Genomic DNA, 11,797 nt, shown 5'->3' on the forward strand with positions numbered 1-11,797 from the left:
GCTTCACATTTTGCCTATTTTTGGGGCGATACTTGCGAAAGTTGGGTGCTTTTTAATCAATTAGCGAAATGTTTAAATTTAGGGCGATTGATTTGCGGCTTGCCACTATTATTGGCGGAAAATTCTGATTTTGACCTGCCAAAGCAGTTTAAAGCAGGGGAGAATGCGATGAATGGTGCCGATACGGCTTGGGTGATGGTGGCGACAGCCTTGGTGCTTTTCATGACCCTGCCCGGACTTGCCTTATTTTATGGCGGTTTGGTGCGCGCGCGCAATGTGCTGAGTGTGTTCATGCATTGCTTCGCGATTGCGGCTTTGATGAGCGTGCTGTGGTTGGTCTTGGGCTATTCCATCGCTTTTGGCACCGCCAACCCGCTTTGGGGCGGATTGGGGCGAGCGATGTTGCTTGGCGTGGACGAGACCACACTTTTCGGGTCGATCCCCGAGATTGCATTTTTCACCTTTCAGATGACCTTTGCCATCATCACTCCCGCTTTGATCGTGGGGGCCTATGTCGAGCGGGTGGGCTTTGGGTTTGTGCTGCTTTTTTCGGCGCTGTGGATGCTGCTTGTCTATGCGCCGGTGACACATTGGATCTGGGGTGGCGGGTTTTTGGCCGATGGCGGGATTTTTGGCGCCACTGGCGTCAAGGATTTTGCCGGCGGCATCGTGGTGCATGAAACCGCAGGGCTTGCAGCGATCGTGCTGTCGGTGGTGCTGGGGCGGCGGTTGAACCGCCACACGCCGCCGCACAATCCGGGCTATGTCGCGATTGGGGCAGGGATGTTGTGGGTCGGCTGGTTTGGCTTTAACGGCGGCTCGGCGCTGGCGGCTGATGGCTCGGCTGCGATGGCGATTTTGGTCACCCATATCTCGGCGGCGGCGGCCTCACTTAGTTGGGCGCTGCGCGAGCGGATCAAGTTTGGCCGCACCTCGCTGGTTAGCCTTGTCACCGGCAGCATCGCCGGTCTGGCCTCGATCACGCCGGCGGCGGGCGAAGTTGGGCCGATGGGGGCGCTGGTGATCGGATCGGTCGCGGGGGTCTTGTGCCAAGAGGCGGTGCTGTTCATGAAAAACCACACCCAGATTGACGATGCGTTGGATGTTTTTGCCGTGCATGGCCTTGGCGGGATTTTCGGCACGTTGATGATTGCGGCCTTTGGCTATGCGGCTTGGGCCCCCCAAATCGGAGCATTGGTGATTGTGGGGCTTTACACGGTTGTGGTCACCTATGCGCTGGTGCGGGTTGTGGCCTGGATGACGCCGCTGCGGGTTGACCGCGAGACCGAGACCAATGGTCTGGATATCTCGGTGCATGGCGAGCGGGCCTATGAGCTGAACTCGTAACGCCCAGAGCGGCAAACTGTGTCGAGGCGTCTTGCTTGTGGCCTAGATTGGCAGCGAGAAAGACGCCTTGATCCTGTCCATCACCACGGTAGTTTTAAAGCCTTTGATATCGGCATTGTTGTAAAAGAAATCACGGGTAAAAGCTTCGTAATCTGACATGTCTTTGGCGCTGACGATCAACATGAAATCGGTCTCGCCGGTGACGTAATAGGCGCTCATCACCTCGGCGCGCTCGCGCACCGCGCGCTTGAAGCGGTCAATGATATCAGAGCGTTCGCGCGCCAGCTCCACGGCCACCAGCATGGTCAGTGGCCGCTCTAGCGCTGTGGGCGAGATCACGGCGATATCGGCCTCGATCACCCGATCGGCGCGCAGCTTGTTGAGGCGCCGCTGCACCGAGCTGGGCGAGAGGCCGACCAAATCAGAAAGCTGCGCGCTGGTCAGCAGGTTGTTGCGCTGCACATGGCGCAGTATTTTTCTGTCGAAATCGTCGATCACGCTGAATTTTCCCACTTTTGTCTGTAAATCGCTGAAAATATGCAAGATGTCGAGATAATTGCATAAATTCCGACAGGCGAAAAGCTAAGATTGCGCAACCCTTTTGCAGGATCGCACAGCATGCCAGAGCTTCCTTTTACCGCCGCCGAATATGCCGCCCGACTGAGCAAAACCCGTCTGGCCATGGCCGCGCGGGGCTTGGACGCGATTTTTGTTACCGACCCGTCGAATATGGCGTGGCTGACCGGCTATGACGGTTGGTCTTTTTATGTGCATCAGGGGGTTTTGCTGGGCCTTGAGGGCGAGCCAGTCTGGTGGGGGCGCGCGATGGATGCGGTGGGGGCGCAGCGCACCACTTATCTAAGCCATGACAATATCTTGGGCTATGACGACAGCTTTGTGCAAAACCCCGCCAAACATCCGATGTCAGAGCTTGCCAAGCTGATCACCGCGCGCGGGCTGGCGACTGGGCGCATCGGCTTTGAGATGGACAATTACTACTTTACCGCCTCGGCCTTTCTGGCGCTGCAACAGGGGCTGGCATCGGCGCAGCTTTTCGATGCCACTGGCTTGGTGAACTGGCAGCGCGCGGTGAAATCCGCGACCGAGATCGAGTATATGCGCCGCGCCGCCCGGATCGTCGAGCGGATGCACGCGGTGATCCGCGACAAGGCCGAGGTCGGCATGCCCAAGAACGAGCTGATCGCAGATATCTATCACGCTTCGGTTTTTGGCGCAGAGGGCCATTGGGGCGATTATCCGGCGATTGTGCCGATGGCGCCTTCGGGGATGGATGCGACAGCGCCGCATCTAACTTGGGATGACGCGCCGCTGCGCGCAGGCGAAAGCACGTTTTTCGAGATTGCAGGTGCCTACCGGCGCTATCAATGCCCGCAATCGCGCACGCTGTTTTTGGGCAAGCCGCCGCAGAAATATTTGGATGCCGAACAAGCGGTGCTTGAGGCGGTCGAGGCGGGGCTGGCGCAGGCAAAGCCGGGGCAGCTGTGCGAAGATATTGCCAATGCGTTTAACCACACCCTCAACCAGCACGGCTTTCAAAAAGACAGCCGCTGCGGTTATGCGATTGGCCTGTCGTATCCGCCCGATTGGGGCGAGCGCACGATGTCTTTCCGCAGCGGCGATAAGACCGTGCTTGAGGTCGGCATGACCTTTCACTTTATGCCAGCCCTTTGGCTTGATGATGGCGGGCTTGAGATCACCGAGCCGATTGTGATCACCGAGACCGGGGCCGAATGCCTGTGCCGCACGCCGCGCGCGCTTGTGGTCAAGGACTAGGCGATGCGGAACAATCCAATATCGGCCACCATCGACTTTGCCGCCAGCGGCGTGCAGCACGGCTATTTGCGCCTGCCCTATAGCCGCAACGACAGCGCTTGGGGGTCGATCCAGATCCCGATCACCCAAGTGAAAAACGGCAGCGGCCCCTGTGCGCTGCTGACGGGGGCGAACCATGGCGATGAATACGAGGGCCCGCTGGCGCTGATAGAGCTTGCCGCAACCCTGCGCGCCGAGGCCGTCAGCGGCACGGTGATCATCCTGCCGTTTATGAATTATCCGGCGTTTTTGGCGGGCACGCGGGTCTCGCCTTTGGATGATCTGAACATGAACCGGGTGTTTCCGGGCAAGCCCGACGGCTCGCCCACAGAAAAGATCGCCGATTATTTTCAGCGCACCTTGCTGCCAATGGCCGATCTGGTGCTGGATTTTCACTCGGGCGGCAAGACGCTGGATTTCATCCCCTTTGCCGCCAGCCATGCGCTTGAGGACGCCGAGCAGCAAGTGCGCTGCCGTGCCGCGCGCGATGCCTTTAACGCGCCCTTCAGCATCGAGATGCGCGAGATTGACGCCTTGGGCATGTATGACGACGCGGTCGAACGGCTGGGCAAAACCTTTGTGACCACCGAACTGGGCGGCGGCGGCACCGCAACGCCCTATACAACCGAAATTGCCCGCAAGGGCCTGCGCAATCTGCTGATCCACGCAGGCATCTTACAAGGCGATCTGATCCGCGCGCCCTCGCGGCTGTTGTCGCAAGACGATGACGGCTGTTTTCATTTCACCAATCACAACGGCCTTGTCGATTTTGCCGTCAGCCTCGGCCAAAGCGTCGCCAAAGGCGATCTGATCGCGCGGATTTGGGACACCGGCCATACCGGCATCGCCCCGCGCAATTTCTACGCCTTGATGGACGGTATCGTCACCGCCCGTCATCACCCCGGTCTGGTGCAAGCAGGCGATTGCCTTGCGGTTCTTGCTACCGAGATCACCGCCCAACCTTCTGAACAGAAAGCCTGATATATGCTTCGCAATGATGACCAGCTTGCCCAATGGGATCGGGACAATTTCTTTCACCCCTCCACCCACCTTGGCCAACACGCCCGTGGCGAGACGCCAACGCGGATCATCGCAACCGCTTCTGGCGTGCATATCGAAGACCGCGACGGTGCCAAATTTCTGGACGCTTTTGCCGGGCTTTACTGTGTGAACGCAGGCTATGGTCGCACAGAAATCGCTGATGCGATTGCCGATCAGGCGCATAAGCTGGCCTATTACCATTCCTACGTCGGCCATGGCACCGAGGCCTCGGTGACGCTTGCCAAGATGATCATGGACCGCGCGCCTGCACATATGTCCAAGGTCTATTTCGGCCTGTCAGGGTCGGATGCCAATGAGACCAACATCAAATTGATCTGGTATTACAACAACATCCTTGGCCGTCCGCAAAAGAAAAAGATCATCTCGCGCTGGCGCGGCTATCATGGCTCGGGGGTGATGACAGGGTCGATGACCGGGCTGTCGGTGTTTCACAACAAATTCGATCTGCCGCTGAACAATATCCTTCACACCGACGCGCCCTATTACTTTCGCCGTGAAAACCGCGATCAGACCGAGCTTGAATTTTCAGCCCAATGCGCGGCGCGCCTCGAGGCGCTGATCCTGGCCGAAGGCGCTGACACCATCGCGGCCTTTATCGGCGAGCCTGTCTTGGGCACGGGCGGCATTGTGCCACCACCACAGGGCTATTGGGCCGCGATCCAAGAGGTGTTGCAGCGCCATGATATCTTGCTGGTGGCCGATGAGGTGGTGACAGGCTTTGGCCGCTTGGGGTCGATGTTTGGCGCCGATCACTACGATATGAAGCCCGATTTCATGACCATCGCCAAGGGGCTGACCTCGGCCTATGCGCCGCTGTCGGGGTCGATCATCTCGGATCGGGTCTGGCAAGTGCTGGCGCGGGGCACGGATGAAAACGGCCCGATCGGCCATGGCTGGACCTATTCGGCGCATCCGATCTGTGCGGCGGCAGGGGTGGCGAACCTAAAGCTGATCGAGGATCTGAACCTGATCGAGAACGCGAAAACCGTGGGGGCCTATCTGAATGCCTCGATGAAACAAGCGCTTGGCGATCACGCCCATGTCGGCGAGGTGCGCGGCGAGGGGCTGCTTTGCGCGGTGGAATTGGTCGAGGATAAGGCCAATACCGCATTTTATGACCCAAGCCGCAAGATTGGGCCAGCGATTGCAGCGGCGATGCTTGAACGCGGCGTGATTGCCCGCGCGATGCCGCAGGGCGATATCCTTGGCTTTGCGCCGCCGTTTTGCCTGACCAAGGCCGAGGTCGATACCGTGGTTGGTGTGACCCAAGCTGCGGTTAAGGCGGTACTGGGCTAATGCGGTCAATCGCGCTATCCTGCGGCAAAGCATAGAGGAGGGGCTGGTGGGCTCATTAATAAATCCTTTTCGTGGCAAGGGCTTGCCAGACCTTTCTCCTAAATCGGGGGCCGATGCACAGGCGGTGGCGGCTTTGCTGGCGCTGTGCCCTGCGCATCAGCCAACGCCTTTGTTGGACTGCCCCGACCTTGCCGCAGCCGCAGGGGTGGCGCGGCTGACGATCAAGGATGAACGCGGCCGCATGGGGCTGGGCAGCTTTAAGGCGCTTGGCGCGGCCTATGCGATTGCGCGCGAGGCTGCGGCAGTTGGTGGCGATTTGTCTGTGGCGCTGGCGGGGCGCTGCTATGTCACCGCAAGTGCCGGCAATCACGGGCTGTCGGTGGCCGCGGGCGCGCGGGTCTTTGGCGCGCAGGCGGTGGTGTATTTGGCGCAAACTGTGCCCGAAGGCTTTGCCAAACGGCTGCAAGCCATGGGCGCGCAGGTGGTGCGGGCAGGGGCAGATTACGAGGCCAGCATGCAGGCGGCTTCTGCTGCGGCCAAGGCCGAAGGCTGGACGCTGCTGTCTGATGGCTCTTGGCCGGGCTATGTTGATCTGCCGTTTCGGGTGATGGAAGGCTATCGCCAGATTGCCACCGAGATCGTGGCGCAATGCGCTGCGATGCCTGATTTTGTGCTGTTGCAGGCAGGTGTGGGCGGGCTTGCCGCCGCTTTGGCGGCAGAGTTGCGTCTGGCTTGGGGGGATACCCCGCAGATGATCGTGGTCGAACCCGACGCCGCCCCCGCACTGATTGAGAGCATTCGCGCAGGCCGCGTGGTGGTCACAACCGGCCCTGTCTCGGCGATGGGACGGCTGGATTGTAAGACGCCGTCGATGCTGGCGCTGGCCGATCTTGCGCGCGACGCTGACCGCTTTGTCACACTGACCGAAGCGCAGGCGGCCGCAGGCGTCGCAGCACTTGCAGCCGCTGGTCTGGCCACCACGCCCTCGGGGGGGGCAGGGGTTGCGGCCTTACTGGCAGGTCAAGACGGGATTGGTCCGCGCGCGCATGTGCTGTGCATTCTAAGCGAGGGGCCAGAGGATGTCTGACACCTCGATGATCTTTCCTGCGGCGGAATATCAACGCCGTATCAAGGATTTACAGGTTGAAATGGGCGTGGCGGGGCTGGATGCGCTGCTTTTGACCACGCCTGCGGATGTGTTTTACACCACCGGATTTCTGACGCGGTTCTGGGAAAGCCCGGCGCGGCCTTGGTTTGTGGTGGTGCCTGCGACGGGCGATCCGGTGACGGTTATTCCAAGCATCGGCGCCGATCTGATGCGGCGCTGCTGGATCAGCGACATCCGCACTTGGAACGCGCCTGATCCGCAGGATGATGGCGTCAGTCTTTTGGCCGATTGCCTTTGCGGCTTGGTCGCGGCTTCGGGGCGGATTGGCATTCCGATGGGGCTGGAAAGCCATCTTCGGATGCCGATTGCCGATTTCTTGCGCCTGCAAGACCGCATCGCGCCGCGCAAGATTGTCGATGGTACGGGCGCAGTTTACCGCGTGCGTGAGATCAAATCCGAGGCCGAGATTGCCAAGATCCGCGCCACCTGTGCCGTCGCCGATGCAGCCTTTGATCGTGTGCCCGAATTTGCCCGCCAAGGCGTGCCGCTGTCCGAGGTGTTTCGCAGCTTTCAGATCGCCTTGCTGCAAGAGGGCGCAGATTGGGTCAGCTATACCGCAGGCGGCGCGGGGCAGGGCGGTTATGGCGATGTGATCTCGCCGGCCGATGCGCGGCCTTTGCAGAGGGGCGATATCTTGATGCTGGATACCGGCGCTGTGCGCGACGGCTATTTCTGCGATTTTGACCGCAATTTTGCCATTGGCCGTGCCTCTGACCCTGTGCGCCGCGCGCAAGAGGCGCTGTATCTGGCGACCGATGTGGCGCTTGAAACCCTGCGTCCGGGTATGCTCGCCTGCGATCTGCACCGCATTCTGACCGAGGCGATCACGCGGCAGGGCGCGGTTGCAGGCGGTGGGCGGCTTGGGCATGGCTTGGGGCTGACGCTGACCGAATGGCCCTCGCTCACCCCGCTTGACCGCAGCGAGCTGCGCGAAGGCATGGTGCTGACACTGGAACCGGGGGTCGAGATCGCGCCGGGGCGGATCTTGGTGCATGAAGAGAACATCGTTCTGCGCGCCACGGGGCCAGAGCTGTTGTCGCGCCGCGCGCCTGCGCAGATGCCCGAGATCCTGACATGAAGCAGATCGGCTATGAATTGACCGGCCCAATTGGCAGTGCGGCGACACTGGGGCTGGTGGTCTTGCAAGCGGATGAGACGCTTGAGCAAGACTTTCGCCAGATTTTCCCAGACCGCGATATTGCGATCTATACCAGCCGCATTCCATCGGGCGATGCGTTGAATGCTGAGACCATTGCCGCGATGGAGGCAGAGCTGACGCGCGGCGCCCAGCTTTTGCCGCGCGCTGCGCGTTTTGATGCGGTGGGCTATGGCTGTACCTCGGGCACCACGCTGATCGGGGCCGAGGCGGTGGCGCAGATGCTGCGCCAAGGCGTTGACACCCCTGTGGTCACCGATCCGCTGACAGCGGCGCTGGCGGCTTTGCGGGCTTTGGGCGCGCGCCGGCTTGGGCTTGTCACCCCCTATATCGACAGTATCGCAGGCCCCGTGCGCGATGCCTTTGGCGCAGCCGGAATCGACGTCTGCCAAACTCTAAGCTTTGGCGAAGAGGTCGAGGCCCGGGTTGCGCGCATCTCGCCGCAATCGATCATCGAGGCGGCGCGTGCGGCTGCATTGGGCGCAGAGGCGGTGTTTTTGTCCTGCACCAATCTGCGCACACTGGGCTGTATCACGGCGCTAGAGGCAGAGCTGGGTCTGCCCGTTCTTAGCAGCAATCAGGTTCTGGCTTGGCACATGATGCAAACCACCGCGATCACACCGCGCAAAGACGCGCCGGGGCGGCTGTTTCAAAGCGCCAGCCTTGCGGGCTAAACCGGTCTAGACAATCGTGAGAGGCGTCGAGATCTGATAGCCAAAGTTGCGCACAACTTTGATCGGCTGGGCCGCCACCCCTGCCGTGACCATCTTTTTGCGCAGCCGCACAATCCGCACCTCCATCGTGGCCTTCGAGATATCGCCCTCGCTGCTGGCGATCTTGGCGATAGCACTGCTGTGCAGGCGGTGGTTGGGGGCTTGGGCGAAAGCCGTTAAAAGTGCCACCTCGGCAGCAGACAGCGCCACCTCTGTCACGGCCCCCGCCAGCGTCATTGCGATCGGGTTTAGCACAGCGGGTTTGATGACTGGGCCGGCGGGGGGCAGACGCCGCGCAAACGCTTTGATTGCGGCGGTAAGCTCGGCCCCCGAGCTGGGTTTTGTTAGATAGATGTCAGCGCCGCTGTCATAGCCGATTTGCCGTTCTTCGGCCTCGCCGCGCGCTGTCAGCATCACGATGCCAAGGTCGGGATGGCTTAGGCGCAGCCGCTTTGCCAGCGAAATGCCATCCTCGCCTGGCAGGTTCAAATCCAGCACCATGATGGCGGTGCTGTCCAAACTGCCGCCCGCTTGCATGGCCTCGACGCCTTCATAGGCGGTGATGCAATGGCCCTTAAGCGCCAACACATCGACAAGCGACTCGCGTAGGGCTTTGTGATCTTCGACGATGGTGATGTTCAACATGCAAAGCTGACCTTAAATATGACGCGACCCTCGGTCGGTTTGTAGGTGATGCCGCCGGCAAGCAGATGCACCAGCCCGCGCACGATATAAAGCCCAAGCCCTGCGCCGATTGCAGCCTTGGCGCGGGGGTTGCGGTAGTATTTCTGAAACACCTGCTCGGGGTCTGGCAGGCCTGCCGTTCCGGCCAAGTTTTCTACCAAAAGTGTCACGCTTCGTCCCTGCGCGGAAAGATCGACATGCACGAGGCTTTGGGGGGGCGAATACTTCAGCGCATTGTCGATAAGATTGCCGCAGATGACCGCCAGCAGCACCGGATCGCTTTGCAACGACGCTTGCTGTGGCGTCTTAAGCCGGATGCGTTTATTCTCAAGATGGCTGTCACAGATCTTGCGCAAGATCAAAGCCCGATTGGCTGACGCTCTGGCCTTGGCTGTCAAGACGGATCGCCATATAGCAGCGGTCAATCACATCACTCAACCCGCTGATGGCATCCGAGACCCGATTGCGCTGCCCTGCGCTGATTGTCCCCGCCGAGATCGACATATTGATCACCGCCAGCGCATTGCGCGCCTCATGCCCCAGCATGTCAATGAACTGCGCCATGGTTTGGGTCTTGGCCTGCTCGACAAACCGCTGATTTTCCATGGCAATGATCTTGTTTCGGGCCGCTTTGGCTGCGGTAATGCTTTTGCGGTCATGCAGCTCGAGAATGGTGAACATCAAAATCCCCGAGGCCAAGCCCTGGATCATAAAGCCGTAAAGCGCAAAGACCGTCATCCGGCCATAGCCAAAAAAGGTGATGACCCACAACAAAAGCACCACCGAAAACACCCCGTAGATCCAGCGCATCGCCGTCAATCCCGGCGAGGCTTCGGTTTTTGCGGTGATGCCGCAGAACAAAAACACCAGCGGTGCGCAAGCCACCGACCAAGCGTTCAGCTGAAGCCCAAGGTTGTGATCCACACTCCAGAATATCGCCAAAGCGCTGCATACCAGCAAAAGCTCGAGATCAAAAAGTCGCAACGCCCAAGGGGCAGGCGCAAACCGTTGCAGCACGCTGCGATGGAATTTGATCGACAACAGCGCCGAGACGATGATCGCACAGCGAAAAACCGTGATCACGCTTTGCCGATCAACGCTTGGCATCAGGATGGTGAAATAGCCAAAAGCAAAGAAATTGTGAAACAGCCAAGCGATTTGCATGGCCGAAAACCAGCCAAACATTGCTTCACGCGCCCGCAAAAACCGCCGCAGCGACCAGAAAAACAGCATCAGCAGAAAGGTAAAGTAGAAGATATAGATGATTTCGTTTATCAAACTTAGCTTTTGCGCCGCAGCGATTGGCAAAGCGGTCAGACTGGCCGCTATTGCACCTGTTGAGGCGATGCGCAGGAAATAATCGCCCCCCTCTTGTGGTGGCGTGATGCGATAGCCGCGCAACGACGAAGGCCAATCGGCGCTTTGCAGACGATAGCGCGGCACCGGCGCGATGGCGGCGCCAAAAACCGCGCCATCGGCCACATAAAGCTGCACATCATCCAAAATTGTCGGGCGCACCAGCAGCACAATCTCGCCACCCGCAGGGTCGGGCAGGATCCGCAGCCGCAGCCAATGCGCGGCCGAAGAATAACCAAGCTTGAGGGTCTGCGCGCTGGGCGTGTAAAGCGCTTGCGCGGCGTCCTTTATGCCAAGGGCCGCGCCATCGTCACGCATCATCGCGATGCTGACAATTCGCTCGGCGGATTGTGCCCGTGCCAGCTGCGGCAGAGCAAGCAAAAGCGCAATCAGCAGCGTGTAAAAGCGCGCGCGGAGCCTGGCTTTGTTAATGCCTTGCATGGATGACTTTCTATGGCGTACCTTGGAATTGCCCTTTGGGTGTATCCCGCTAACCCTTTGGGCGTTAACCTTAAGCCGCCGCCGGATCAAGCCGCCAGACCCCAGATGCGCCGCCGCAGCGCCCAAGCTATCCTTAAGCTTTTCGCCCTATACCGAGCCCGTCTGCACCACTGCGGGGATCGGCTGTTTTCCTTTCGCGGCCTTTAGGGCATAAGCAGGGCAGGAGGCCGCAATGTTTAACGCATGGAAGCAAGAAAAGGCCACGGCAGCGCTGATCGCGGCTGCCCAAGACCTCAGCGATAAGCTCGCCGAGGCGAAGCCGCATTTTGTCGAAAGCCACGCCGCAATGGCGCGGTTTTGGGCGGGGCACATGCTGTCGCAGGGGCAAGATCTGATGACGCTTGCCGATTGGCCCGCCGCGGCACGCAGCAAGTTCATCAGCTCGACTCAGACCAAGATCGCGGCGTTGCGCAAAGCGCGTGCCTATGACAGCAGCGATGGCTTGGCGATCTGGCTGCACAGCGCGCGTGCGCTTGGCGAGCCACGCATCATCCCCGCAGTCCGAGAGATTTGGCAGCATTTGGCGCAGGCGGGGCAAAACGCCGATGCGATGGCACTCGATCTGCTGCAAGACGCAGGCCTGCCGCCCGATCAAGGTCGGTGCATTCCAAAGGGATTCGAGGCGATTTAGGTTCCAGACTCATTGATCATCAAAGCCAGAACAAGACGGTTGCTGCGAGG

At 60.0% G+C, this 11,797-nt stretch carries 12 protein-coding genes; 8 read left to right on the top strand and 4 right to left on the bottom strand.

What is annotated here, in order from left to right:
- Positions 1-168 precede the first annotated feature (168 nt).
- The gene (locus V7Q10_RS14940; RefSeq protein ID WP_333869935.1) at positions 169-1,347 is read left to right on the top strand and encodes an ammonium transporter; all 1,179 of its coding nucleotides are present in this window, start codon (positions 169-171) and stop codon (positions 1,345-1,347) included.
- Between the two features lie 42 nt (positions 1,348-1,389).
- Here V7Q10_RS14940 and V7Q10_RS14945 read toward each other — a convergent pair whose 3' ends face one another.
- Positions 1,390-1,860, bottom strand: a complete 471-nt coding sequence (locus tag V7Q10_RS14945) for an Lrp/AsnC family transcriptional regulator (RefSeq protein ID WP_333869936.1) — start codon at positions 1,858-1,860, stop codon at positions 1,390-1,392.
- A gap of 105 nt (positions 1,861-1,965) precedes the next feature.
- Between V7Q10_RS14945 and doeA the strand changes: the two genes are divergently transcribed.
- From doeA to V7Q10_RS14975, 6 genes are read left to right on the top strand one after another with little or no spacing between them, the layout of a single operon-like run.
- Positions 1,966-3,141: an ectoine hydrolase DoeA gene (gene doeA / locus V7Q10_RS14950; RefSeq protein WP_333869937.1), complete on the top strand. Its 1,176-nt coding sequence runs from the start codon at positions 1,966-1,968 to the stop codon at positions 3,139-3,141.
- Between the two features lie 3 nt (positions 3,142-3,144).
- Entirely contained in the window at positions 3,145-4,161 is a 1,017-nt protein-coding gene (doeB, locus tag V7Q10_RS14955) for a N(2)-acetyl-L-2,4-diaminobutanoate deacetylase DoeB (RefSeq protein ID WP_333869938.1), read from the top strand.
- A 3-nt stretch (positions 4,162-4,164) separates the two neighbouring features.
- Positions 4,165-5,538 carry an aspartate aminotransferase family protein gene (locus tag V7Q10_RS14960; RefSeq protein ID WP_333869939.1) on the top strand — a complete coding sequence of 458 codons (1,374 nt, stop codon included), beginning with the start codon at positions 4,165-4,167 and terminating at the stop codon, positions 5,536-5,538.
- A 43-nt stretch (positions 5,539-5,581) separates the two neighbouring features.
- Positions 5,582-6,625 carry a pyridoxal-phosphate dependent enzyme gene (locus V7Q10_RS14965; protein ID WP_333869946.1) on the top strand — a complete coding sequence of 348 codons (1,044 nt, stop codon included), beginning with the start codon at positions 5,582-5,584 and terminating at the stop codon, positions 6,623-6,625.
- Positions 6,618-7,784: a M24 family metallopeptidase gene (locus tag V7Q10_RS14970; protein WP_333869940.1), complete on the top strand. Its 1,167-nt coding sequence runs from the start codon at positions 6,618-6,620 to the stop codon at positions 7,782-7,784. Before V7Q10_RS14965 ends, V7Q10_RS14970 begins: the two co-directional genes overlap by 8 nt.
- On the top strand, positions 7,781-8,536 hold the full coding sequence (locus V7Q10_RS14975) for a maleate cis-trans isomerase family protein (RefSeq protein ID WP_333869941.1): 756 nt from the start codon (positions 7,781-7,783) through the stop codon (positions 8,534-8,536). Before V7Q10_RS14970 ends, V7Q10_RS14975 begins: the two co-directional genes overlap by 4 nt.
- A gap of 6 nt (positions 8,537-8,542) precedes the next feature.
- Here V7Q10_RS14975 and V7Q10_RS14980 read toward each other — a convergent pair whose 3' ends face one another.
- From V7Q10_RS14980 to V7Q10_RS14990, 3 genes are read right to left on the bottom strand one after another with little or no spacing between them, the layout of a single operon-like run.
- Positions 8,543-9,220, bottom strand: a complete 678-nt coding sequence (locus tag V7Q10_RS14980; RefSeq protein ID WP_333869942.1) for a response regulator transcription factor — start codon at positions 9,218-9,220, stop codon at positions 8,543-8,545.
- Complete coding sequence (locus tag V7Q10_RS14985; RefSeq protein WP_333869943.1) at positions 9,214-9,615, bottom strand: sensor histidine kinase; 402 nt, start codon at positions 9,613-9,615, stop codon at positions 9,214-9,216. Before V7Q10_RS14985 ends, V7Q10_RS14980 begins: the two co-directional genes overlap by 7 nt.
- Positions 9,599-11,056: a 7TM-DISM domain-containing protein gene (locus V7Q10_RS14990; RefSeq protein ID WP_333869944.1), complete on the bottom strand. Its 1,458-nt coding sequence runs from the start codon at positions 11,054-11,056 to the stop codon at positions 9,599-9,601. The genes V7Q10_RS14985 and V7Q10_RS14990 overlap by 17 nt, the downstream gene beginning before the upstream one ends.
- Positions 11,057-11,288: 232 nt before the next feature.
- Between V7Q10_RS14990 and V7Q10_RS14995 the strand changes: the two genes are divergently transcribed.
- A complete protein-coding gene (locus tag V7Q10_RS14995) occupies positions 11,289-11,747 on the top strand; it encodes a hypothetical protein (RefSeq protein WP_333869945.1) in 459 nt (152 codons plus the stop codon).
- The last annotated feature ends 50 nt before the right edge of the window (positions 11,748-11,797 follow it).

The organism is Cypionkella sp., from assembly GCF_036782355.1.
Classification (GTDB): Bacteria; Pseudomonadota; Alphaproteobacteria; order Rhodobacterales; family Rhodobacteraceae; genus Cypionkella.

Excerpts from the sequence above, each read along its gene's own strand:
- V7Q10_RS14940 (WP_333869935.1), top strand. The coding sequence starts at position 169 with ATGAATGGTGCCGATACGGCTTGGGTGATGGTGGCGACAGCCTTGGTG.
- doeA (WP_333869937.1), top strand. The coding sequence starts at position 1,966 with ATGCCAGAGCTTCCTTTTACCGCCGCCGAATATGCCGCCCGACTGAGC.
- doeB (WP_333869938.1), top strand. The coding sequence starts at position 3,145 with ATGCGGAACAATCCAATATCGGCCACCATCGACTTTGCCGCCAGCGGC.
- V7Q10_RS14960 (WP_333869939.1), top strand. The coding sequence starts at position 4,165 with ATGCTTCGCAATGATGACCAGCTTGCCCAATGGGATCGGGACAATTTC.
- V7Q10_RS14970 (WP_333869940.1), top strand. The coding sequence starts at position 6,618 with ATGTCTGACACCTCGATGATCTTTCCTGCGGCGGAATATCAACGCCGT.
- V7Q10_RS14975 (WP_333869941.1), top strand. The coding sequence starts at position 7,781 with ATGAAGCAGATCGGCTATGAATTGACCGGCCCAATTGGCAGTGCGGCG.
- V7Q10_RS14980 (WP_333869942.1), bottom strand. The coding sequence starts at position 9,220 with ATGTTGAACATCACCATCGTCGAAGATCACAAAGCCCTACGCGAGTCG.
- V7Q10_RS14990 (WP_333869944.1), bottom strand. The coding sequence starts at position 11,056 with ATGCAAGGCATTAACAAAGCCAGGCTCCGCGCGCGCTTTTACACGCTG.
- V7Q10_RS14995 (WP_333869945.1), top strand. The coding sequence starts at position 11,289 with ATGTTTAACGCATGGAAGCAAGAAAAGGCCACGGCAGCGCTGATCGCG.